The 23,407-nt window shown below is 71.5% G+C and carries 20 protein-coding genes; 11 read left to right on the forward strand and 9 right to left on the reverse strand.

Annotated features, from left to right (window positions below; all coding sequences use genetic code 11):
• Window positions 1-96 precede the first annotated feature (96 nt).
• The gene (locus tag ACWGIS_RS01525; protein ID WP_453360370.1) at window positions 97-774 is read left to right on the forward strand and encodes a response regulator transcription factor; all 678 of its coding nucleotides are present in this window, start codon (window positions 97-99) and stop codon (window positions 772-774) included.
• Between the two features lie 56 nt (window positions 775-830).
• The gene (locus ACWGIS_RS01530) at window positions 831-2,105 is read left to right on the forward strand and encodes an ATP-binding protein (protein ID WP_453360371.1); all 1,275 of its coding nucleotides are present in this window, start codon (window positions 831-833) and stop codon (window positions 2,103-2,105) included.
• Window positions 2,106-2,152: 47 nt separating this feature from the next.
• Here the strand turns inward: ACWGIS_RS01530 and ACWGIS_RS01535 are convergent, their stop codons facing one another.
• A complete protein-coding gene (locus ACWGIS_RS01535; protein ID WP_453360372.1) occupies window positions 2,153-2,692 on the reverse strand; it encodes a GtrA family protein in 540 nt (179 codons plus the stop codon).
• Between the two features lie 188 nt (window positions 2,693-2,880).
• Here ACWGIS_RS01535 and ACWGIS_RS01540 point away from each other — a divergent pair, with 188 nt between their 5' ends.
• From ACWGIS_RS01540 to ACWGIS_RS01555, 4 genes are all read left to right on the forward strand, one after another.
• Complete coding sequence (locus ACWGIS_RS01540; protein ID WP_453360373.1) at window positions 2,881-4,020, forward strand: 5-(carboxyamino)imidazole ribonucleotide synthase; 1,140 nt, start codon at window positions 2,881-2,883, stop codon at window positions 4,018-4,020.
• Window positions 4,017-4,556 carry a 5-(carboxyamino)imidazole ribonucleotide mutase gene (gene purE, locus ACWGIS_RS01545; RefSeq protein WP_453360374.1) on the forward strand — a complete coding sequence of 180 codons (540 nt, stop codon included), beginning with the start codon at window positions 4,017-4,019 and terminating at the stop codon, window positions 4,554-4,556. The genes ACWGIS_RS01540 and purE overlap by 4 nt, the downstream gene beginning before the upstream one ends.
• 5 nt (window positions 4,557-4,561) lie before the next feature.
• Window positions 4,562-5,740, forward strand: a complete 1,179-nt coding sequence (locus tag ACWGIS_RS01550; RefSeq protein ID WP_453360375.1) for a dipeptidase — start codon at window positions 4,562-4,564, stop codon at window positions 5,738-5,740.
• A gap of 115 nt (window positions 5,741-5,855) precedes the next feature.
• Entirely contained in the window at window positions 5,856-6,980 is a 1,125-nt protein-coding gene (locus tag ACWGIS_RS01555; RefSeq protein ID WP_453360376.1) for a dipeptidase, read from the forward strand.
• Between the two features lie 18 nt (window positions 6,981-6,998).
• Here the strand turns inward: ACWGIS_RS01555 and ACWGIS_RS01560 are convergent, their stop codons facing one another.
• Window positions 6,999-7,367 carry a VOC family protein gene (locus ACWGIS_RS01560; protein WP_453360377.1) on the reverse strand — a complete coding sequence of 123 codons (369 nt, stop codon included), beginning with the start codon at window positions 7,365-7,367 and terminating at the stop codon, window positions 6,999-7,001.
• Window positions 7,368-7,479: 112 nt separating this feature from the next.
• On the opposite strand from ACWGIS_RS01560, the gene ACWGIS_RS01565 reads away from it, so the two are divergent.
• Window positions 7,480-7,977 (forward strand): CGNR zinc finger domain-containing protein, encoded by a 498-nt coding sequence (locus ACWGIS_RS01565; RefSeq protein WP_453360378.1) that lies wholly within the window; start codon window positions 7,480-7,482, stop codon window positions 7,975-7,977.
• Between the two features lie 111 nt (window positions 7,978-8,088).
• Here the strand turns inward: ACWGIS_RS01565 and ACWGIS_RS01570 are convergent, their stop codons facing one another.
• A complete protein-coding gene (locus tag ACWGIS_RS01570) occupies window positions 8,089-9,432 on the reverse strand; it encodes a UDP-glucose dehydrogenase family protein (protein WP_453360379.1) in 1,344 nt (447 codons plus the stop codon).
• Window positions 9,433-9,618: 186 nt separating this feature from the next.
• Here ACWGIS_RS01570 and ACWGIS_RS01575 point away from each other — a divergent pair, with 186 nt between their 5' ends.
• The gene (locus ACWGIS_RS01575) at window positions 9,619-10,776 is read left to right on the forward strand and encodes an acyl-CoA dehydrogenase (protein ID WP_453360380.1); all 1,158 of its coding nucleotides are present in this window, start codon (window positions 9,619-9,621) and stop codon (window positions 10,774-10,776) included.
• 75 nt (window positions 10,777-10,851) lie between these two features.
• On the opposite strand, the gene ACWGIS_RS01580 is transcribed toward ACWGIS_RS01575, so the two are convergent.
• A complete protein-coding gene (locus tag ACWGIS_RS01580) occupies window positions 10,852-12,129 on the reverse strand; it encodes an LCP family protein (protein ID WP_453360381.1) in 1,278 nt (425 codons plus the stop codon).
• A 108-nt stretch (window positions 12,130-12,237) separates the two neighbouring features.
• On the opposite strand from ACWGIS_RS01580, the gene ACWGIS_RS01585 reads away from it, so the two are divergent.
• The gene (locus ACWGIS_RS01585; protein WP_453360382.1) at window positions 12,238-12,798 is read left to right on the forward strand and encodes an acyl-CoA thioesterase; all 561 of its coding nucleotides are present in this window, start codon (window positions 12,238-12,240) and stop codon (window positions 12,796-12,798) included.
• Between the two features lie 51 nt (window positions 12,799-12,849).
• On the opposite strand, the gene ACWGIS_RS01590 is transcribed toward ACWGIS_RS01585, so the two are convergent.
• Entirely contained in the window at window positions 12,850-14,322 is a 1,473-nt protein-coding gene (locus ACWGIS_RS01590) for an LCP family protein (RefSeq protein ID WP_453360383.1), read from the reverse strand.
• Window positions 14,323-14,447: 125 nt separating this feature from the next.
• Between ACWGIS_RS01590 and ACWGIS_RS01595 the strand changes: the two genes are divergently transcribed.
• Window positions 14,448-15,476 (forward strand): glycosyltransferase family 2 protein, encoded by a 1,029-nt coding sequence (locus tag ACWGIS_RS01595; protein ID WP_453360384.1) that lies wholly within the window; start codon window positions 14,448-14,450, stop codon window positions 15,474-15,476.
• A 64-nt stretch (window positions 15,477-15,540) separates the two neighbouring features.
• Here ACWGIS_RS01595 and ACWGIS_RS01600 read toward each other — a convergent pair whose 3' ends face one another.
• The 4 genes from ACWGIS_RS01600 to ACWGIS_RS01615 all read right to left on the reverse strand — a co-directional run bounded on the left by ACWGIS_RS01600 (window position 15,541) and on the right by ACWGIS_RS01615 (window position 21,838).
• Entirely contained in the window at window positions 15,541-17,292 is a 1,752-nt protein-coding gene (locus tag ACWGIS_RS01600; protein ID WP_453360385.1) for an LCP family protein, read from the reverse strand.
• A 105-nt stretch (window positions 17,293-17,397) separates the two neighbouring features.
• Window positions 17,398-19,140, reverse strand: a complete 1,743-nt coding sequence (locus tag ACWGIS_RS01605; RefSeq protein WP_453360386.1) for an LCP family protein — start codon at window positions 19,138-19,140, stop codon at window positions 17,398-17,400.
• A gap of 237 nt (window positions 19,141-19,377) precedes the next feature.
• A complete protein-coding gene (locus ACWGIS_RS01610; RefSeq protein WP_453360387.1) occupies window positions 19,378-20,742 on the reverse strand; it encodes an LCP family glycopolymer transferase in 1,365 nt (454 codons plus the stop codon).
• A gap of 340 nt (window positions 20,743-21,082) precedes the next feature.
• On the reverse strand, window positions 21,083-21,838 hold the full coding sequence (locus ACWGIS_RS01615; protein WP_453360388.1) for a TIGR03089 family protein: 756 nt from the start codon (window positions 21,836-21,838) through the stop codon (window positions 21,083-21,085).
• Between the two features lie 128 nt (window positions 21,839-21,966).
• Between ACWGIS_RS01615 and ACWGIS_RS01620 the strand changes: the two genes are divergently transcribed.
• Window positions 21,967-23,316, forward strand: coding sequence for a peptidoglycan recognition protein family protein (locus ACWGIS_RS01620; RefSeq protein ID WP_453360389.1), 1,350 nt, complete (start codon window positions 21,967-21,969; stop codon window positions 23,314-23,316).
• Window positions 23,317-23,407 lie beyond the last annotated feature (91 nt).

Raw genomic sequence — 23,407 nt, forward strand, 5'->3', positions numbered from 1 at the left:
CTCCCGGACACCGGCTGCGGCCCCGCGCGGCGAAGGTGGGAATCACGCCTGCGGATCACCCCCCGGCTCCCGTCCGGGGCGGACTACCATCAGCCCATGACCCGTGTACTGCTCGCCGAGGACGACGCGTCCATCTCGGAGCCGCTGGCCCGTGCCCTGCGCCGGGAGGGCTACGAGGTGGAGGTGCGCGAGGACGGACCCACCGCGCTCGACGCCGGCATCCAGGGCGGCGTCGACCTGGTCGTGCTGGACCTCGGGCTGCCCGGCATGGACGGCCTGGAGGTGGCGAGGCGGCTGCGCGCCGAGGGCCACACCATCCCGATCCTCATCCTGACCGCGCGCGCCGACGAGGTGGACACCGTAGTCGGCCTGGACGCGGGCGCCGACGACTACGTGACCAAGCCGTTCCGGCTGGCCGAGCTGCTGGCCCGGGTCCGGGCCCTGCTCCGGCGCGGCGCCGCGGAGCCCCAGCAGCCGCCCGCCACCCACGGCGTGCGGATCGACGTCGAGTCCCACCGCGCGTGGATGGGCGAGGAGGAACTCCAGCTCACCGCCAAGGAGTTCGACCTCCTCCGGGTCCTCGTCCGGGACGCGGGCCGGGTCGTCACCCGCGACCAGCTGATGCGCGAGGTCTGGGACACCACCTGGTGGTCCTCCACCAAGACCCTCGACATGCACATCTCCTGGCTCCGCAAGAAGCTGGGGGACGACGCGGCGAACCCCCGCTACATCGCGACCGTACGAGGCGTGGGCTTCCGGTTCGAGAAGAGCTAGGGGAACTCCGTCCGCAGGACGACAGCCCGGTTCCTCCGCTCCCCAGGTGACAGGTCATGCGCCGACGACTCATCCAGTCCACGCTCGCCGTCGTACTCGTGGTGATCGCCGTCTTCGGTGTGTCCCTCGTCATCGTCGAGACCCGGACCATCAGCAACAGCGCCCAGGAACGGGTGGACTCCGAGGCGCTGCGCCTCGCCAGCATCGTGGACAGCCGCATCCTCGGCGACGAGCGGATCAGCGGCGCCATCCTCCGGGACCAGGTCGCCAAGGGCCGCTACGCCGTGATCCGCATCCCCGGGCAGGCGCCCATCGAGATCGGCAAGCCGCTCACCGGCGACGTCATCCACGCCGAGGCCACCGGCGAGGAGGGCGAGACGGTCACCGTCGAGGAACCGCGTTCCTCGGTCACCCGCGAGGTCGGCCGCACGCTCATGATCATCGCCGCGGTCGCGCTGCTCGCCGTGATCGCCGCCGTCCTGCTCGCCGTACGGCAGGCGAACCGTCTCGCCTCCCCGCTCACCGACCTCGCGGAGACCGCGGAACGGCTCGGCTCGGGCGACCCCCGCCCCCGCCACAAGCGCTACGGCGTCCCGGAGCTGGACCGCGTCGCCGACGTGCTGGACGGCTCCGCCGAGCGCATCGCCCGCATGCTGACCGCCGAGCGCAGACTGGCCGCCGACGCCTCGCACCAGCTCCGTACGCCGCTGACGGCGCTGTCCATGCGGCTGGAGGAGATCACCCTCACCGACGACCCGGAGACGGTGAAGGAGGAGGCGACCATCGCGCTGACGCAGGTCGAGCGGCTCACGGACGTCGTGGAGCGGCTGCTGACCAACGCCCGCGACCCGCGCACCGGCTCCGCCGTCTCCTTCGACCTCGACGAGGTGATCCTCCAGCAGCTCGCCGAGTGGCGTCCCGCCTACCGCAGCGCGGGCCGCGCCATCGTCAGCTCCGGGAAGCGGCACCTGCGGGCGGTGGGCACCCCGGGCGCGGTCGCCCAGGTCCTCGCCGCCCTCATCGAGAACTCCCTCATGCACGGCGGCGGCACCGTCGCCCTGCGCACCCGCGTCACCGGCAACCAGGCCGTCGTGGAGATCACCGACGAGGGTCCCGGCGTCCCGGCCGACCTGGGCGCCCGCATCTTCGAGCGCACGATCAGCGGCCGCAACTCCACGGGCATCGGCCTGGCCGTCGCCCGCGACCTGGCGGAGGCCGACGGCGGCCGCCTGGAGATGCTCCAGGCCCAGCCCCCGGTGTTCGGCCTGTTCCTGTCCCGTACGCCCCTGAAGCGGCCCGCGGAGGGCGAGCAGGAGCCCACGGTCCGCTGACCGACGGCCTCCCGCGGCGGACGCTCACCCCGCGGGAGCGGGCGGGATCAGGGCACGCGCTGCGCGGGCCGTCCGGCCTGTTCCGGCCGGGAACCGAGCACCGCCTCGGCGCCCGCCACCGCCTCGCTCTCCGGCAGCGAGCGGAACACCATCGTGCGGTACGACCAGAAGCGGAACATCGTCGCGATGCCGATGCCGAGAACCTTGAAGACGTTGCGCTGCACCGGGCTGTCCCAGCCGAAGCCGTAGATCGCCGCGTAGAGCACGCCGTTCTCGATGACCAGGCCCACCATGCTGAACGCCAGGAAGAGCGTGAGCTCCTTCGTCCGGGCGCTCTTGTCGCGGTCGCGGTAGGTGAAGTAGCGGAAGCCCACGTAGTTGCAGGCGATGGCGACGACCGTGGCGATCACGTTCGCCCGGACCGCCTGGAGGTCCGTGGTGTGCCACAGCAGATTGGAGACGCCGAAGTTGACCAGGGTGCCCACGGCGCCCACGGCGCCGAACTTCGCGACCTCGCGCGCGAGCAGGTCGAACCGCTCGCGCACCGTGCTGCGGGGCGCGCGCACGTCCGTGGAACCACTGCCCATCGTGTCGCCAGCCCCCGTCGGTCGGATGCATAGGTCGGATACGTCAACCCGGCCATGCTAACCAGCGGCCCCCGGCGGCGCCCGTGTACGGGCGGACACGCGGGCGGAGAACCGGCCCCCGCACCCCTTCGGGGGCCGCCGGGAGGGACCAGATCCGGCCGCTGCGGCGTGGCCGATACTCTTGGAGCGTGACGTTCCCGGTAGTCGGCATGGTCGGCGGGGGGCAGCTCGCTCGTATGACACACGAGGCGGGCATCCCGCTCGGCATCAGGTTCAAGCTCCTCAGTGACACCCCGCAGGATTCAGCGGCGCAGGTGGTCGGTGATGTCGTCGTCGGCGACTATCGCGACCTCGACACGCTGCGTGACTTCGCGCGGGGCTGCGATGTGATCACCTTCGATCACGAACACGTACCCACCGAGCATCTGCGGGCCCTGGAGGCGGACGGCATCCCCGTCCGCCCCGGCCCCGACGCGCTCGTGCACGCCCAGGACAAGGGCGTGATGCGCGCGAAGCTCACCGAGATCGGCGTGCCCTGCCCCCGGCACCGGATCGTGAGCGACGTCGAGGACGTCGCCGCGTTCGCCGCCGAGGGGGACGGGTTCCCCGTGATCCTCAAGACGGTCCGCGGCGGCTACGACGGCAAGGGGGTCTGGTTCGTGCGCTCCGCCGAGGAGGCCGCCGCCCCCTTCCGCGCCGGCGTCCCGGTCCTCGCCGAGGAGAAGGTCGACTTCGTGCGCGAGCTCGCGGCCAACGTGGTGCGCTCCCCGCACGGCCAGGCGGTCGCCTACCCCGTGGTGGAGTCCCAGCAGGTCGACGGCGTCTGCGACACGGTGATCGCGCCCGCGCCCGGCATCCCGGAGGCGCTGGCCCTGGAGGCCGAGGAGCTGGCCCTGCGCATCGCGCAGCGGCTCGGCGTCGTCGGGCACCTCGCGGTGGAGCTGTTCGAGACCCGCGACGGCCGCATCCTGGTCAACGAGCTGGCGATGCGCCCGCACAACTCGGGCCACTGGACCCAGGACGGCGCGATCACCTCCCAGTTCGCCAACCACGTCCGCGCGGTCCTCGACCTGCCGCTCGGCGACCCGCGCCCGCGCGCCCCCTGGACCGTCATGGTCAACGTCCTCGGCGGCGACTACCCCGACATGTACTCCGCGTACCTGCACTGCATGGCCCGCGACCCCAAGCTCAAGATCCACATGTACGGCAAGGACGTGAAGCCCGGCCGCAAGGTCGGTCACGTCAACACCTACGGCGACGACCTGGACGAGGTCCTCGATCGCGCCCGGCACGCAGCCGGCTACCTGAGAGGCACGATCACCGAATGAGCACGTCCCCGCAGTCGCCCGTCGTCGGCATCGTCATGGGGTCCGACTCCGACTGGCCCGTCATGGAGGGCGCCGCGAAGGCCCTCGACGAGTTCGAGATCGCCTACGAGGTGGACGTCGTCTCCGCGCACCGGATGCCGCGCGAGATGATCGCGTACGGCGAGCACGCCGCGGAGCGCGGTCTGAAGGCGATCATCGCGGGCGCGGGCGGCGCCGCCCACCTGCCCGGCATGCTCGCCTCGGTCACCCCGCTGCCCGTCATCGGGGTGCCGGTGCCGCTCAAGTACCTGGACGGGATGGACTCGCTGCTGTCCATCGTGCAGATGCCCGCCGGCGTCCCCGTCGCGACCGTCTCCGTCGGGGGCGCGCGCAACGCCGGCCTGCTGGCCGCCCGTATCCTCGCCGCGCACGACGAGGAACTCCTCGCCCGCATGCGGGAGTTCCAGCAGGAGCTGAACGACCAGGCCACCGAGAAGGGCAAGCGGCTGCGCACCAAGGTCGAAGGCGCGGGCGGCGGCTTCGGGTTCGGGAAGTGACGCGGATGTCCTCCCTGGACCTCGCCCGCGAGTTGCTCGCCGAATTCCCCGTGGTCGACGGGCACAACGATCTCCCGTGGGCCCTGCGCGAGCAGGTCCGCTACGACCTCGCCGCCCGCGACATCGCGTCCGACCAGAGCGCCCACCTGCACACCGACCTGGCGCGGCTGCGCGCGGGCGGGGTCGGCGCCCAGTACTGGTCGGTGTACGTGCGCTCGGACCTGCCGGGCGCCCTGACGGCGACGCTCGAACAGATCGACTGTGTACGGCAGCTGATCGACCGTCACCCGGCCGACCTGCGGGCCGCGCTGACCGCCGCGGACATGGAGGCGGCGCGCGCGGAGGGCCGTATCGCCTCCCTGATGGGCGCCGAGGGCGGGCACTCCATCGACAACTCCCTCGGTGCGCTGCGGCAGTTGTACGCGCTGGGCGTGCGGTACATGACGCTCACGCACAACGACAACATCGCCTGGGCCGACTCGGCGACGGACGTGCCGCGCGTGGGCGGTCTGTCCGCGTTCGGCCGCGAGGTGGTCCGGGAGATGAACCGCGAGGGCATGCTCGTGGACCTCTCGCACGTGGCGGCGACGACGATGCGCGACGCGCTCGACACCAGCGCCGCGCCGGTGATCTTCTCCCACTCCTCCGCGCGCGCGGTGTGCGACCACCCGCGCAACATCCCGGACGACGTCCTGGAGCGGCTGCCCGCCAACGGGGGAGTGGCGATGGTGACCTTCGTGCCCAAGTTCGTCCTCCAGGCCGCCGTCGACTGGACGGCCGCGGCGGACGACAACATGCGCGCGCACGGCTTCCACCACCTCGACACCACCGCCGAGGCGATGAAGGTCCACCGCGCCTTCGAGGAGACGAACCCGCGCCCCGTCGCCACCGTCTCCACGGTCGCCGACCACCTGGACCACATGCGCGAGGTGGCCGGCGTCGACCACCTCGGCATCGGCGGCGACTACGACGGCACGGCGTTCACGCCCCAGGGCCTGGACGACGTCTCCGGCTACCCGAACCTCGTCGCGGAACTGCTCGACCGCGGCTGGTCCCGCGCCGACCTCGCCAAGCTGACCTGGCAGAACGCGGTACGGGTGCTGGGCGCGGCCGAGGACGTGGCCCGTGACCTGCGGGCCGGCCGGGGTCCCTCGAACGCCACGCTGGAGCAGCTCGACTGCTGAACGGTGCCGCGGCGTCCGGGGGTCCGTACCCCCGAACGCCCCACCCACCGAGAAGCCCCCGGACCTCCGTGCGACGGTGACCGTACTGCGATCACGCTGACGTACGGAGCCGGCCATGGCAGACCTCCAGGACGACCTGCACAGCACCGCCGAGGTGGGCGGACTCGACCGGCCCGTCGCGCTGCCCGCGACCGCGCCGCCACAGCACGCCGAGGAAGCGCCCGCCGTCTCCCCAGAGGCGCTGGAGCGTGCCTGCGCCCTGCTCGCCGAGCACCCCGTCGCCGACGGCTACACGGGCCTGCCGTGGGCGCTGCGCCACCTGCCCTGGTACGACCTGGAGCTGGGCGAGAGCGCCCTGGACACGGACGTCCCGCGGCTGCGGGCCGGACACGTCGGCGCGCTGTTCTGGTCGCTGCACCTGCCCGAGGGACTGGCCGGCGACCGGGCCGTCGGCGCCACCCTGGACCAGATCGACCTGGTGAAGACGGTGGTCCAGGCCCACCCCGAGGGCCTGCGCCTCGCGTACAGCGCGGGCCAGATCACCGACGCCCGCCACTGCGGCCGCATCGCCGTGCTGCTGGGCCCCGCCGGCGCCCCCGCCCTCGGCGACTCCCTGGGCATCCTGCGGGCGCTGCGCGGCCTCGGGCTCCGCTTCCTCACGCTCGCGGGCACCAGCTGGGCGAGCGGGACGGGCCTGACCCGGTTCGGCGAGGAGGTGGTCCGCGAGATGAACCGCCTGGGAGTCCTCCCGGACCTCTCCGGCGCCTCCGACGCCACGGTCCGCCGCGCCTTCGCGGTCTCCAAGGCGCCGGTGGTCTTCGTCCGGTCCGCGGCCCGCTCGCTGCGCCCCCACCCGGCCAACCTGCCCGACGAGGTGCTCACCGAGCTGGGAGCCGCCCACGGGCTGTGCCTGGTGCCGCTGACGGCCGAGCAGACGGGCCCCTCGGTGCCCGACGTGGCCGACCACCTCGACCACGTGCGCGCGCTCGCGGGACCCGAGTGCGTCGGCCTCTCGGGGACGTACGACACGGGGGCGGCGCACCCCCGCGGCCTCACGGACACCTCGTGCTACCCGCTCCTGGTCGCCGAGTTGCTGGACCGCGGCTGGCCCGAGTCCGACATCGCCCTGCTCACCTGGGGCAACGTCCAGCGGGTGCTGCGCAACGCGGACTTCACGGCCCGCGCCGCGCAGTCACGGCGCGAGCCGTCCACCGCGAAGATCTCCGAACTCGACAGCTGAGGCGGGCGCGGGGCCCCGCTACGGCTGGGCGGTCACGCAGAGGCAGAACGGGTGCCCCGCGGGATCGGCGTACACCCGGAACGTGCGCGAGCGGTCCTCGGTGTCCAGCGGCCTCGCGCCCAGTGCCAGCACGCCCTTCTCGGCCGTGTCCAGGTCGGCCACCATCAGGTCCAGGTGGAACTGCTGCGAATGCTCGGCGGCGGGCCACTTCGGCGGTACGAATCCGGGCGCGGCCTGGAACGCCAGCGTCCGGCCCCCCGGCACCGTCAGGTCCACCCAGTCCCCGTCGCCCTCGACCGTCCCGCCGAGCATCTCGGCGTAGAACCCGGCCAGGGCGCGGGGGTCGGGACAGTCCAGGACGACGGCGCCCAGTTCGGCCAGAGCCATGACTTCCTCCTGTGTCTCCTGCGGAATGCGGTCACCGAATGCGGTTACCGGTAGAAGCGGGTAACCAGTAACGGTTACTGCATGCTCCCGCACAAGAGGTAACGTCGCAAGCATGAATGACCGTGCGCCCGCGCCCGGCGGCCTGGCCCTGGTCCAGGCGCTGGTGAACACCCTGGACATCGAGTCGGGCGCCGACCGGCTCGACACGGAGGAGGGACGGGCGCCCTACGGACTCGCGGAGGCGGACGGACCGGCGGCGCGCGAACTGCGCGAGTCGCTGCGCGCGGTGTGCCTGGCCCACGCGGGGCATCCGCCGCACCGCGAGGTGACCCCGCTGGGCCGGCTGCTGGCCGCGGCGCCCCTGCTGGTGACCGTGGACGGCGACGGCGCCGCCTCGCTCACCGCGGCCGACCCGGCGCCGCTGGCCTCCCGGGTGGCGGCGGCGGTCGCCCAGGCCCTCGTGGAGGGCACCTGGCTCCGCCTGAAGGCCTGCGAGGCACCGGACTGCCACTGGGCGTACTACGACCGCAGCCCGGCCGGACGCGGCCGCTGGTGCTCCATGTCCGTCTGCGGGGCCCGCGCCAAGATGCGCCGCTACCGCGCGAAGTGACGGCTTGTGCCCACGCCCGGCGGCGCGCCGGGGGAGAATGAGCGAGGACGCCGGTCCGGCCGACTGAGCCTCGGCCGGACCGGCGTCCTTCGGCGTCCTGCGCGGCGGACGCTACGCCGTGGGCCGGCCCATCGCGCGGTAGGTCCAGCCGGCCCGGCGCCACAGCTCCGGGTCCAGGGCGTTGCGGCCGTCCAGGACCAGCCGGGCGGTGACCGCCCCGCCCAGTACCGCCGGGTCCAGCTCGCGGAACTCGCGCCACTCGGTCAGGTGCAGCACCACGTCGGCGCCGCGCACCGCCTCCACCGCCGAGTCGGCGTACCCGAGCGTCGGGAAGATCCGGCGGGCGTTCTCCATGCCCTTCGGGTCGTACACCGTGACCTGGCCGCCCTGGAGGTGGATCTGCCCGGCCACGTTCAGCGCGGGCGAGTCCCGTACGTCGTCGGAGTCCGGCTTGAAGGTCGCGCCGAGTACGGCGACCCGCTTGCCCAGGAAGGGACCCCCGCCGAGCGCCTCGCGCGCCAGCTCCACCATCTGGCCGCGCTGGCGCATGTTGATCGAGTCGATCTCGCGCAGGAAGGTCAGCGCCTGGTCGGCGCCCAGCTCGCCGGCGCGGGCCATGAAGGCGCGGATGTCCTTCGGCAGACAGCCGCCGCCGAAGCCGATCCCGGCCCGCAGGAACTTCTTGCCGATCCGGTCGTCGTGCCCGATCGCCTCGGCCAGCTTGGCGACGTCACCGCCGGCCGCCTCGCACACCTCGGCCATGGCGTTGATAAACGAGATCTTGGTGGCGAGGAAGGAGTTCGCGGAGGTCTTCACCAGCTCCGCGGTCGGGAAGTCGGTCACCACGAACGGCGAGCCCTCGGCCACGGGCGTCGTGTAGACCTCCCGCAGCAGCTTCTCGGCGCGGTCGCTGCGGACGCCCACGACGATGCGGTCGGGATGCAGCGTGTCCTGCACGGCGAACCCCTCGCGCAGGAACTCCGGGTTCCAGGCCAGCTCGGCGTCCTCGCCGGCCGGTGCCAGCTCCGCCAGCCGCGCCGCGAGCCGGTCCGCCGAGCCCACGGGCACGGTCGACTTGCCGACGACGAGCGCGGGACCGCGCAGATGCGGGGCGAGCGACTCGAACGCGGCGTCCACGTACGACATGTCGCAGGCGTACTCACCGTGCTTCTGCGGGGTGTTCACGCAGACGAAGTGCACGTCGCCGAACGCGCCGACCTCGGCCCAGTCCATCGTGAAGCGCAGCCGGCCGCTGGATCCCTCGATGCCCGCGACGTGCTTGCGGAGCAGCTCCTCGAGACCGGGCTCGTACATCGGGACCTCGCCCCGCTGGAGCATCTCGATCTTCTCGGGCACCACGTCGAGACCGAGGACCTCGTAACCGAGTTCCGCCATGGCCGCGGCATGCGTGGCGCCGAGGTAGCCGGTGCCGATCACGGTGATCCTGAGGGCCATGCGGTGCTCCCGTGCTTCCAGGCGGACTTCTTTCTGCGGTGCGGGCCCGAGCATAGTCGGGGCGTGACGGGGCCTCTCACCGGGCAACTTCCCCCCTGTCGCCAAGCTCACGTATCCCCCGCGTGGGCAGACCCCTAAAATTTGGGTTACTTAACGGTAATTAGCGTCCTTGGAGCGTGAGAGACCTTGGCCGGATCGGCTGATTTCGACCTGTACCGCCCGTCCGAGGAGCACGACATGCTCCGGGACGCGATCCGTGCGCTGGCCGAGGCGAAGATCGCGCCGTACGCCGCCGCGGTGGACGAGGAAGCCCGTTTCCCGCAGGAGGCGCTGGACGCCCTGACCGCGAACGACCTGCACGCGGTGCACGTCCCCGAGGAGTACGGCGGCGCCGGCGCGGACGCGCTGGCCACCGTCATCGTGATCGAGGAGGTGGCGCGGGTGTGCGCCAGCTCCTCCCTGATCCCGGCCGTGAACAAGCTGGGCTCGCTCCCGGTGATCCTCTCCGGCTCCGAGGACCTGAAGAAGCGGTACATGACCCCGCTCGCCAAGGGCGACGGGATGTTCTCCTACTGCCTCTCCGAGCCGGACGCCGGCTCGGACGCCGCGGGCATGAAGACGAAGGCGGTCCGCGACGGCGACCACTGGATCCTCAACGGCGTGAAGCGCTGGATCACCAACGCCGGCGTCAGCGAGTTCTACACGGTCATGGCGGTGACCGACCCCACCAAGCGCTCCAAGGGCATCAGCGCCTTCGTGGTCGAGAAGTCGGACGAGGGCGTCTCCTTCGGCGCCCCGGAGCGGAAGCTCGGCATCAAGGGCTCCCCGACCCGCGAGGTCTACCTCGACAACGTGCGCATCCCCGCCGACCGCATGATCGGCGAGGAGGGCACCGGCTTCGCCACCGCGATGAAGACCCTGGACCACACCCGCATCACCATCGCGGCGCAGGCGCTGGGCATCGCGCAGGGCGCCCTGGACTACGCCAAGGGCTACGTCCAGGAGCGCAAGCAGTTCGGCAAGCCGATCGCCGACTTCCAGGGCATCCAGTTCATGCTCGCCGACATGGCCATGAAGATCGAGGCCGCCCGCCAGCTCACCTACGCGGCCGCCGCCAAGTCCGAGCGTGGGGACAAGGACCTCACCTTCCAGGGCGCCGCCGCCAAGTGCTTCGCCTCCGACGTGGCCATGGAGGTCACCACGGACGCCGTCCAGCTCCTGGGCGGCTACGGCTACACGCGCGACTACCCGGTCGAGCGCATGATGCGCGACGCGAAGATCACCCAGATATACGAGGGCACGAACCAGGTCCAGCGGATCGTGATGGCCAGGAACCTGCCGTAACCGCTTCTCCCGTATGCGTGAGAGGGCCCCGCCGGTGTGACCGGCGGGGCCCTCTCACGTGCGGTGCGGGTGGGCTCAGTTGCCCGACACCGTCACCTTCTCGTCGTTCTTCAGCTCGTTCACCAGGGTCTTCACCTTGGCCTTGTCCCAGACGAGGTTGCCGCCGGTGGAGCCCGAGATCGGCATGTTCATCGAGGTGCCGTCGCCGCCGCTGACGCTCTTCATCGCCCAGAACATGTCGCCCAGGTCGAACAGGCCCATGTCCTTGTCCACGATCAGGGTGTCCAGGCCCGCGCTCATCGTCGGGTACAGCTTGAAGGGGTTCAGGATCGTGCTCGGCGTCGCGACCTGGTTGGCCAGCGCCGAGAGGAACTTCTGCTGGTTCTTCGTACGGTCCAGGTCGCTGCCCGCGAGCGCGTACCGGGTGCGCACGAAGGCGAGGGCCTGCTGCCCGTCCAGGGTCTGCTTGCCCGCCTCGAAGTCGGCACCGGACTTGGTGTCCTTCATGCCGCCCTTGGGAATCTCGATCTCCACGCCGCCGACCGAGTCGACGATGTTCGCGAAGCCCGCGAAGCCGATCTCCACGTAGTGGTCGATGCGCAGGCCGGTGTTGAACTCGACGGTGCGGACCAGCAGTTCGGGCCCGTCCTCGGCGTACGCCGCGTTCAGCTTCACGTGCCGGCCCGTGCCCTGGTACGTCTTGCCGGAGTCGGAGCCCTTGAAGGTGGGGATCTCGACGTCGGAGTCGCGGGGCAGGGAGATCAGCGTCGAGCCGTTCCCGCCGGTGTGCAGGATCATCATCGAGTCCGTGCGCTTGCCCTCGGCGGACCCGGTGTGCAGCTTCTTCTTCTCCTCGCTGGACATCCCGGCGCGGCTGTCGGAGCCGACGATGAGGTAGTTCGTCCCCTCGCCCGCCTCCGGCCGGTCGATCACCTTGGAGAGGTCGACGTCACGGTGCAGCTTGGAGTCGGCCCAGAAGTACGTGCCGACGGAGACCACGACCAGCAGCGTGACCAGGGTCAGCGCGGTCCACTTGATCCGCCTGCGCCAGTCCGGCGCGGAGCGCGGGCCCCGGCCGCCGGGACCACCGTGGCCGCCGCCGTCCGGCGTCCCGTAGACCTGGCCGGTGTTGTATCCGTCACGGCCCGGCCCGTCGTCGTAGCCCTGGCCGTCGACGTAGGTCGGCTGCTGCGGCACCCCGCCGTACGGCGGCGCGGAGCGGCCGGGCCCGGGGGTCGCCGGACGCCGTACCTGGCGCATCACACGCGCGCTCTCGGGCTGGGCGCTCGCGCTGCCGCCGCCGTACCGGTTGCTGCGGTTGTCGTCGGACCACCCGTCGGGCCAATCGTTCATGCCGCCCAGTGTGCAGTGCCGTACCACGTGCCTTACAAGGTTCGAGGGAAAATAGGGCCAGTGCTGTTGCGAAGCTGACACATATCGGCCCGGCATAAGGTGGAGGCCATGACAGACCAGGCCCCCGCCCCGGAATCAGCGGCTCGGGACGACATCCCCGGCAAACCGACCTCGGCGTCCCGGACGACGCTCAGCCACATCATGACCCACGCCGACACCAACCTGCTGGGCACGGTGCACGGCGGCGTGATCATGAAGCTGGTCGACGACGCGGCGGGCGCGGTGGCCGGACGGCACTCGGGCGGACCCGCCGTCACCGCCTCGATGGACGAGATGGCCTTCCTGGAGCCGGTCCGCGTGGGTGACCTCGTCCATGTGAAGGCCCAGGTGAACTGGACCGGCCGGACCTCCATGGAGGTCGGCGTACGGGTCCTCGCCGAGCGCTGGAACGAGTCCGCCCCGGCCACCCAGGTCGGCTCCGCCTACCTCGTCTTCGCGGCCGTCGACGCCGACGGCAAGCCCCGCCGGGTACCGCAGGTGCTGCCGGAGACCGAGCGCGACGAGCGCCGCTGCCAGGAGGCGCAGATCCGCCGCACGCACCGGCTCGCCCGGCGCCGCGCGATCATGGAGCTGCGGGAGAAGCGCGCCGCCGAGGGCCTGGACGACTGAGCCCGCCCGGCCCCCGGCTCCCCGGGCACACCACCTGGTGGCGTCTCCCGGCTACGGGCACACCACCTGGTCGCCCGTCACCACGCCGAACTCGCCCTGGTAGGGATCCGCGGCCTTGACCCGCTGCACGCCCTTGTAGTCCGCCCCCGTGATCACCTTCAGCGTCGGCCCCTGGCCCCTGACCGCCCGCAGCTCGCAGCCGGGCAGGGCGGTGGCCAGGGACCTCGCCGAGCGGTCCCAGCGCGGGTCGTAGGCGACGACGGTGCGCCGTACGGTCCGGTCGGCCGCGTTCGACGGCAGCCGGGTGGTGAGGAAGCCGGTCCGGGCGAGCGCGGCGTCGACGCGCTTGCCGAGGCCCTCCGTCGGCGTCCCGTTCTCCACCTGGACCCGGATCTGCTGCGGGGCCACGTCCACCCGCAGCGCCTTGCTGCGGGCCTTGTGCCGGGCCAGCGGCTCGTCCTCGCGCAGCGCCCTGAACAGCTTCGCCGCCTTGGCCCGGTCCCACTTCAGCGTGGAGCCGATGCCCTTCACGGCGTAGGCCATCTCGCCGATCGGCACCGTGGTGAACTCCGAGGAGGAGGGCGAGAAGTTCCGCATCGCCCGCCCCAGGTCCAGCAGCTCGTCGGTGCCGAACGCCTTGTCCGCGCGCACCGAGCCGAGCACCGCGTGCGTGATGTCGCGGAACTTCATCGGGTTCAGCAGGACCCCGGACGAGGTGGCCTTCTCGATCATCGCCGCGAGGAAGCGCTGCTGGCGCTGCATCCGGCCGAGGTCGGAGGCGCTGTCGACGTGCCGGGAGCGGACGTACTGCAGCGCCTGCCCGCCGCTCAGCGCGTGCGAGCCGGCCGGCAGGTCGAGCCCGGTGTAGGTGTCCTTGAGCGGCTGCGCGGTGCAGATCTCCACGCCGCCGAGCACGTCCACCGTCTTCATGAAGCTGGTGAAGTCGACCTCCAGGTAGTGGTCGATCTTGACGTGGGTCATGTTCTCGACCGTGCGCACGGTCAGCTGCGGACCGCCCTCGGCGTAGGCGGCGTTGAGCTTGACCGGGTGCGGCTCGTGCCGCTTGCCGGTGATCTGGTCGGTGTGCGCGGGCGTCTCGGCGTAGGAGTCGCGCGGCAGGCTGACGATGCTGGCCCGCTCCCGGTCCTCCGAGATGTGCACGATCATGATCGTGTCCGTGCAGTGGCAGGGCGCGCCGCCCAGCCGGTACCTGGCCTTCTCCTCCGGGGTGATCCGGTCCCGGCCGTCGGTGCCGACGAGCAGCACGTTCATGCCGGTGCCGCCCTCGGGACGGTTCTTCATGTCCTTGAAGGGGTCGACCCGGGCGATGTCCGCGTCGAGGTTGGTGACCACCGCGTGCCCGATGCCGGCGGACGCGAGGACGACCACGGAGAGCGTGGTCACCGTCCGCATGGCCCAGCGAGGCTTCTTGCGTGCCGCGCGGGGCTTCCGGGAGCGGGACGGCCCGGGTGGCCGGGGCACGGGTGCGGTGGGCGGACGGGGCGGCGTGGGCTGCGTGGGCAAGGGGGGCCTCCGCGAGGGCCGGGCGTGGGAATCCGTGAGCACGGTAGGCCGATACGATCTGCGGCCCGGGTCCTGACCCCTGCGGCGCGCACCGGTGTCCCCCGTTCGCGGTAACGTGACGTCCGATGAGCGAGAAGTCTGACGTGCGGCCCCCCGCCGTTTCTGTGATCATGCCCGTCCTCAACGAGGAGCGGCATCTGCGCGGGGCCGTCCAAGCGATCCTGGCGCAGGAGTACGACGGCGAGATGGAGGTGGTCATCGCCCTCGGTCCGTCATCGGACCGCACGGACGAGATCGCCGCCGGGCTCGTACGCGAAGACCCGCGCGTCCACACGGTGCCGAACCCGACAGGGCGCACCCCCGCCGCGCTGAACGCCGCGATCAAGGCGTCCAGGCATCCCGTCGTCGTGCGCGTCGACGGGCACGGCATCCTGTCGCCGAACTACATCGCGACCGCGGTCCGCCTGCTGGCGGAGACGGGCGCGCAGAACGTCGGCGGGATCATGCACGCCGAGGGCGAGAACGACTGGGAGCGCGCGGTCGCCGCCGCGATGACGTCGAAGATCGGCGTGGGCAACGCGGCGTTCCACACGGGCGGTGAGGCCGGCTCCGCCGAGACGGTCTACCTCGGCGTCTTCCGGCGCGAGGCCCTGGAGCGCCAGGGCGGTTACAACGAGGAGTTCATACGGGCCCAGGACTGGGAGCTGAACTTCCGGATCCGCGAGGCGGGCGGCCTCATCTGGTTCTCGCCCGAGCTCCGGGTGTCGTACCGCCCGAGGCCCTCCGTGCGGGCCCTCGCCAAGCAGTACAAGGACTACGGGCGCTGGCGCCATGTCGTCGCCCGCTACCACGAGGGCTCCATCAACCTGCGCTACCTCGCGCCGCCGACCGCCGTGTGCGCGATCGCGGCGGGCGTGGTGGCCGGCCTCGCGGTGACGCCCTGGGCGCTGCTGGTCCCCGGCGGCTACCTCGCGGCGATCGTGCTCGGTTCGATACCCGCGGGCAAGGGCCTGCCGCTGAAGGCCCGCCTGCGGATCCCGGTCGCGCTCGCGACGATGCACATGTGCTGGGGCTGGGGCTTCCTCACCAGCCCGAAGGCGCTGGCCCGGAAGGTCATCGCCTCGCGCCGTCCGGCGGTGCTGAGCGCCGGCTGACCTTCCCTCCGTCCATGGTCGGGCCCCTCCCCGGCGTCACCGCCGGGGAGGGGCCCGACCCGTGTCAGGACCAGGTGAAGTTCGGGTTCACGTGCATGCAGGCCCCGTCGTCCGCGCCGTTGAGGGCGTCCGCCGTCTTCGGCGTCCTGTCGTCGCGCGCCTTGGCCTTGTACGCCGTTCCCTCGCGCCAGTCGGCGCCGACCACCAGCGTGACACCCGAGACGTCCTGGGACTCCTCGACCGCGCTCAGGGGGATCTTGAGGGCCTTGGCGACCCGCTGGGCGTCGCCCTCCAGGTCGGCGCTCGGGTAGCGGATCACCGTCTCGTCCTCGGCGCTCGCCGTCGTGGTGTCCGCCGTTGTCCGCAGGAACCCCTTGCCGACGAGCAGCTGACTCACGGTGCTCGCGCGTCCGGGGACCGGGGCAAGGGCCGAGGTGCGGGTGCCGTTCTGCACCGTCACACCGATCCGCTCGTCCTCGGAGGCCGGGTCCGAGGACGTCTTGTCCGCGTCGGACTTCTTGTTCTTGCCGTCGAGCGCGATGTCCTCGCGCACCAGGCGGAACAGTTTGGTCGCGTCGTCGGTGGGCTCGACCCGGGCGCCGACGTACCGGTTGGGCATCGTCGTCATCGTGATGCGCTCCGGCGAGACCTTCTTCAGCTCGTTGCCGAGGTCGTAGAGCTTCTTCACGGTGCCGAGGCCGTCGTCGACGGTCAGGGCCTTCGTCGCCGTCTCGGCGAGCTTGCGCAGCTTGTTGGGGTTGCTGACGGTGGCGTTCTCGCGCAGCTCGCGGACCATCGAGTTCATGTACTGGTGCTGCGCCCTGGCGCGTGCCAGGTCGCTGCCGTCCTCGAAGCCGTACCGGGTGCGCAGCCACTCCAGGGCCTGCTTGCCCTTGATCGAGGTGGTGCCCTTCTCCAGCTTCAGCCCGGAGCCGTGGCCCTGGCTGTCCTTGGAGTGGATGTTGGCGTCCACGCAGACCGGGACGCCGCCGATCGCGTCCGCCATCGCCACCACACCCGAGAAGTCGATCTGCATGAAGTGGTCGATGTGGATCTTCGTCAGCTTCTCCCAGGTGGCCACCGTGCAGCCCGGACCTCCGCGTCCGAGCGACTGGTTGGTCATCACCCGTCCGACGGTCGCCTGGTACACGCGCTGCTCGTCGGGGTCCGTGCACTTGGGTATCTGCACCAGGGTGTCGCGCGGCATGCTGACCACCGACATGTTGGTGCGGTCCGCGGAGAGGTGCAGCAGCATCTGGACGTCCGCGAGCGGGACGCCGCCGAACGTCTCCCTGGCGCCGCCGAGCTTCTGGTTCTCCTTGGTGTCCCGCGCGTCGGAGCCGATCAGCAGGATGTTCAGCGGGGTCTGCCCGGCGGCGTTCGGCGTGGGCGCGGCGGCCCTGTCCTTGGCGTCGCCGATGTTCAGGTCGTCCTTGTGGATGTTGTCGTTCAGGTGCTGGTAGTAGAGATAACCGGCACCCGCGGTGCCGAGTATCAGGACCGCCAGGACCGTCGCCGACCAGCGCAGGGCCCGGCGTCTGCGACGCGGCCTGCGGCCCTCTCCGCCCGGCCGCCGCTGCCCGCCGCCGTGCCGGCCGCCGTGGTCCTGTGTCTCGGGTGCCGGGTCGTCGCCGTCCTCCGGAGCGGCCGCGGAGCCGGACTCGTCCCGGACCTGCCCGCCGGCCTCCCGCACCGGTTCGCCGGCCGGTTGAACCGGATCGCCGTTCTCGTCGTACAGACTGTCGTCCCAGCCCAGTTCTCCCGCGTGCCGGACACGTGACCGTGCCCCCTCCCCACGCACACCGCTCTGCGCCATCTCCCCTGCCTCCCCACCCTGAACCTGACAAACGGGTCCGTCCCGCGTCCGGTTGGACGCACGAGCGCCCCTGAAGGTTGGACGCGTGACGGACCCGTCAGGTCATCAACTGGCGCACACTTGCTTGTCCGCCGTGGACTTGTCGACGTCCAGGTCCACCGACGAACTCGTCAGCGGCACACCAGCGCCCTTGAAGTCCTCGCCGAGGGTCAGCACGATCGCGGGCAGCCCCTGGGCGTTCTTCTCGCTCTTGCCGGGCTTCATCGCGGAAGCCGGCAGTCCCATGAGGTCGGCCAGCTTGCGCGCCTGATCCGCCTGGTCGGGAGAGTACTCCAGGGTGGTCTTGCTCAGCGTTTCGCCGGCGTTTCCGAGCTGGCTCGACTTCAGCACGCCCTCATCATTCTGCAGCCAGCTGAGAGTCTGCTGTGCGGAGCCTGCCTCGGCACCGCCGTTGTAGATGTCGACCCGGATGTCGGAGGCGTCGGAGCGGGGACCCTTGAGGCGGGCGGCCACGGCGGCCTTCTCCTTCTTCTCCTTCTGCTTCACCGCGGTGAGCGACACGTCGTTCTTGATGGCCTCGAAGAGCGGCTTGGCCTTGGACTCGTTGACGACGACCGTCGCCTTCACCTTCTCGGCGGGGTTGTCGAGCACCGGCAGCGTGGTGAAGGTGATGTTCTTCGGCGGCACCTTCTTCAGCTCCATCGCCACGTCCTTGAGCGTGCTGACCTTGCCGATGCCGGTGTCGACGGTCAGCGCCTTGGTGGCGGCCTCGGCCAGCTTGTAGAGCTTCGCGGGGCTGGTCAGGGTGTCGCTGGAGGACATCTTGCGCATCAGCGAACCGAGGAACTGCTGCTGCACCTTGATGCGGTCGAGGTCACCCTGGTTGCCGAAGCTGTGCCGGGTGCGCACGAAGGCCAGCGCCTGCTCGCCCGCGACCGTCGACTTCCCCTTCGGCAGCTTCAGGTGCGACTCCTTGTCGTCCACCGGGTGGGCCACGCAGACCTCGACGCCGCCGACCGCGGAGGTCAGCGTCTTGACCGCGTTGAAGTCCGCCATCATGAAGTGGTCGGGCTTGATGCCGGTGAGGGCCTGGACCGTGCGCATGGTGCAGCCGGGGTCCCGATCGCCCTGCCCGAGACTGGTGTTGAAGCGGACGCTCCGGCTGCCCGCGATGACCTTCTCGGAGCCGTCGGGCTGGATGGTCGGGCAGTCCGGGACGTCGGTGATCAGGTCGCGCGGGATGCTCACCGCCGTGGCGTTCGTGCGGTCCTTGGCGACGTGCAGCAGGATGTTGGTGTCCGCGTGCCCGACGCTGTTCTTGTCGCCGTAGCCGCCGTTGCCCTTGCCGGTGCGCTTGTCGGTTCCGATGATCAGGATGTCGAAGGCCTCGTCCTTGCTGAAGCCCTCGCTGCCCGCGCTGCCGACGTCCGTCGTGTTGACGTTTCCCTCGAGGTGTTTGAGGTACAGGTAACCCGCGGCACTCACACCGACGAGGACGAAGGCCATGGAACCACCGGTCCACAGCAGTATCTTCTTCGCCTTCGACTGCTTGGGCTTCTTCGCGGGGCGCGAGCGGCGCCGGCCCGGGGGCGGCGCCGGCTCGGGGGGCGCGCCGCGGCGGCGCCGCGGTCCGGGCAGCGTGTCGGGGGCGAGAGTGTCGTTCGCCTCCCGGTCCGGCGCCCTGCGCGTCCGGGTCCCGCCACCGGTGGCGGTCCTGCGAGGTCGGGGGACTGCCGGTTGCGCTGCGGAAGGACTCAGTCGCAGTTCGTATTCGCCGGTGTCCGGGTTGAGTACCCACTGGTCTGCGGGGTCGATGTCGTCCGCCCGCCCACGGCCTTGCGCGTCCACGGTTGTCTGAATCCTCCGTCGGGGCCACGCGGCGCCTTACCCCCCTCAAGAAGGCGCTCGGGTCTCGGTCAAGCAGTGCGCGACCCTGAGGGATGACCTCGCGGCCGGGTGCACCGGATCGCTCACACTATCCGCCCAGTTCAGCGTGGAGCGACGACGGTGACAAATTCCACTTCCCTACAACTGGGCAATCCGTCCTATTTCTTGGGACTGATGTTCCCCGGCTTGGCGAGCGCTTTACTCGCAGCCGTCGTCGGCCGCCGTGTTGCCCCGGAAGGTCGGAGCCGGTTCGGGGCTCTCAACTGGGCTGTCGGGGCGCTTTTCCCCGGACTTGGCGTCACCGTGTGATGTCTCTGCGTAGTCGCGTGCGGGCCGGTCGTCGGAATCGGGCGAGGAGTCGTACGGCTCTTCGTCACCCCGCTCGTACGAGTTCTCCTCGGTTTGCGGGTCCGTGCCGCGGCTTTCCGCGGCGGAGTCCTCCGGAAGCCCTTTGGAGACCTCCACCGGCTCGTCCGCGCGCAGCCGGGCGAAGAGCCGGTCGGCCGCGGGCTCCACGAGCTGGTCGCGATTGGCGTTGTAGGTGTACGACGTCCTGGGCACCGTCAGGAAGCGCACTCGCTCGGTGGGGATGTCGCGCATGCCGCGCACGAGTTGGTACAGCCCGCGCAGGCTCGCCAGGGCGGGGTCCGTGGTGAGGGACGAGGTCGCCGCGTCGAGCAGCGGATACAGCTTCGTCGGGTTGAGCAGGACGTCGTTGCTCTGCACCTTGTTGACGAGCGCGCCGAGGAAGCGCTGCTGGCGGTCCATGCGGTCGGTGTCGCTGCCGTCGCCGATGCTCTTGCGGGCGCGGACGTAGCCGAGGGCCTGCTCGCCGTCGAGCTTCACCCGGCCCGCGGGCAGCCGCAGCTTGGCGGCCTTGTCGTCGATCGGCTCCTTCAGACACACCCGGACGCCGTCGACCGCGTCGACCATCTCCTTGAAGCCGCTGAAGTCGACGACCACGTGATGGTCGACCCGCACGTTGGTGAGCTTCTCGACCGTGCGGACCGTGCACGCCGAACCACCGGTCTGGAAGGCGTAGTTGAACATCGCGAAGACCGGTTCCGTGCGGCTGCCGTCCGGGCGGCGGCAGCCGGGCACGTCCACCATCAGGTCGCGGGGCAGCGAGACGGCCGTCGCGTTGTGCCGGTCGGCCGCCAGGTGCAGCAGGATCGTGGTGTCGGACCGCTCGGTGCCCGAATCCCGCCCGTACTTGCGGTTGCCGTCGCCCGAGCGGGAGTCCGACCCGATCAGCAGGATGTTCTGCGCGCCGCGGACGAGCGAGGTGGGCCGCTCCTTCTCGTACCGGGCGAGTTCGGCGGCCGCGTCGTTGTCCGCGGTGATGTTCGAGTCCAGCTTCTCGTAGACGGCCCAGCCCGCTCCCGCCGCGCACGCCAGCACGACGGCGACACCGATCGCGGTGTAGCGCAGCCACCGCTTGCGGCGGCGCGCGAGTCCCGCCCCGGTGGCCGACGCTCTCAGACCCGGCCCCAGCACGACCGCGGGCTCAGGCGCGTCATCGCCCGGGCGTCCGGAGGGAGGGCCCGCGGCGGTGTCGGTCACGTGTGGATCCACCCCTCCTGGCGTACGAGCGTCCCGTGCTCCTACGACCATGACCCGCGGGGCGACAAAGGACCCAAGAACACTGAGCCGAACGAGCGACCACCCCCAACGGCGCCGAGCCGCCAAGGGCGCGAGGAACGGCGCGAGCAACCCCCACGGCGGCAAGGCAGCCCGACGGCCCCAGCCCCCACGGCGCTCAGGGGCGCGAGGAACGGCGCGAGCAACCCCCACGGCGGCAAGGCAGCCCGACGGGCTCGGCCCCCACGGCGCCAAGCCCCGCGAGGGCCGACGCAAGCCCCCAGACCCCGGCCAGCCGGCCCACCCCGAAACGCCCGGAGGGCTACCGCGCGGTAGCCGTCACCTGCTCACTCTCGATCCGCCGAACCACCGCATCCGCCCCGAGCCGGTCGAGATTCCGGCACAGCACCACGGACCCGCCGGCCGCCAGAGGCGCGTACAGCCCGGCACTCAGCCCCTCCCAGGTGTCGTACGGCAACGCCGACAGCATCCGCGACCCCGGCCCCGTGAGGTCGAGCCCGGGAGCGTCCCCGAGCGCCCGCTCGACGACCTCCGCCCCGGTGTACTCGGCCCCCGCGACGATCAGCGCCGGCTCCTCCGGGTCCACCGGGGCGTACGCCTGGAAGCGGTCGCCCTGGCTCGGCACCTCGACGGCGTAGTCGGCGTACCCGGCCGGCGGGGTGGGGAAGCGGCGGCCCAGCGGGGCCAGCGAGAGGGCGAGGCGCTCCCCGGAGCAGGCGAGCCCCTCCTCGAACCGGCCGGGCCCCGCGACGACGTGGTCCGCCGCGGCCGCGTCGCCGTCGACGTCGGCGATCACGCCCACGGAGGAGCAGGCGAGCAGCCACACCGCCGTCTGCCAGTGCGCGGGCAGCAGCAGCGCGACCCGTTCGCCGGGCTCGGCGGACAGCTCGCCCTGCAGCAGATTGGCGGTCTTGGCCACCCAATTGGCGAAGGTGGCCACGGAGAGTTCGACGCGTTCACCCGTGGCGTCGTCGTAGAAGGTCACCAGGGGGCGCGCGGGGTCCGCGGCGAGCGCGGATCGCAGCAGGTCGGCAGGGGTGCGGTCGGTGGCGGTCACGCGGGCCAGGGTACGCGGGGGCGGCGGGCGGGTCGCGGCCGACGGGTCGCCGGATCGGACGAGTGGGCCCGACGACCCGTCAATTCCCCGATGGACAGATATGTATGGCTATGTCCACGATCGTTCGCATGCGTGGATTTCTTGCTTCCTCGATCGGTGTCACGTGCGCGGCCGCCCTGGCCCTTCCGGGGGCCCTGCCCGCCTCGGCCTCGTCCGCTCCACGGACGGCCCCGGCCTCCGCCCCCGCCGCGGCGGCCCTGCCCGGCAGCACCCAGTCCCTTCCCCTCGTGCCGCTTCCCGCCGACCGCGCCGCCGGAGCCGCCGTCCCGCAACAGGGGCTGCTGCGACGGGACGTACGGCCGTTCTCGCTGGTCGGTGTCATCTGGGACGATCCGGACGCCGAGCTGTTCGGCCGGGTCCAGGTCCGCACCCGGGCCGCCGGCAGCGGCCGCTGGTCCGGCTGGCAGGACGTCGAGACGCACAACCACGAGCACGCGGCCGACCCCGACACCGCCGAGCGTGACTCGGGCCGGGTGCGTGGGGCCACGGCGCCGCTGTGGGTGGGCAACTCGAACGGCGTCGAGGTGCGGGTGCAGGCCGAGGCCGACGACCGCGGCCCCGGCTCCGACGAGTCGCCCTTCCCGCGCGGCCTGCACCTCGAACTGGTCGACCCCGGCACGGCGCCCCCGAGGGGCGCTCCGGTGGACGCCCCCCGCGCCTCCGCCACCCAGTTCCCGGAGCTGTCCCGGCGGCAGACCGTGGCGGAGTTCCTGGCCGGGCAATTCGGACGCGCACAGGTCGGACGCGGCGAGGTCCGCGCCGTACGCACCGGTGCGCGCGGCGCCTTGCGGGACGAGCGGCGCGTGCAGCCGTACATCGGCCCGCGCCCGCGCATCGTCACGCGCCGGGGCTGGGGTGCCGACGAGAACCTGCGCGAGCGGGGCTTCGTGTACACGAAGAAGGTCAGGGCGGCCTTCGTGCACCACACCGCCTCGGGCAACAACTACCGCTGCGCCCAGGCCCCTTCGGTGATCCGGAGCATCTACCGCTATCACGTCAGGAGCAGCGGCTGGCGTGACATCGGCTACAACTTCCTCGTCGACAAGTGCGGGAACATCTACGAGGGCCGCGCCGGTGGCGTGGCGAAGCCCGTCATGGGCGCCCACACGCTCGGCTTCAACAGCAACAGCATGGGGATCGCCGTCCTCGGCAGCTTCGGCTCCTCGAAGCCGTCCGGCGCGGCCGTCAAGGCCGTCGCGAAGCTCACGGCATGGAAGCTGGGCCTGTTCGGGGCCAATCCGCGCGGCAAGACATACCTGACGTCCGGCGGTGGCAATCTGTACCGAAAAGGTCAGAAGGTACGACTGAATGTGATTTCCGGTCACCGGGACGGCTTCGCCACGGAATGTCCGGGACGCCGTCTCTACACCAAGCTCGGCACGGCCCGCTCCACGGCGGCCCGCTACCAGGGCCGGTGAGGGGCGGGGCACCGCGGGGCGAGGGCGGCGGCCGTCGGACCGGCCATCGGAAGGTCTGCATACACTGACCGGCCGAAAGACAGTTCGGCCG

The sequence above is a fragment of the Streptomyces sp. NPDC054842 genome, from assembly GCF_053611025.1.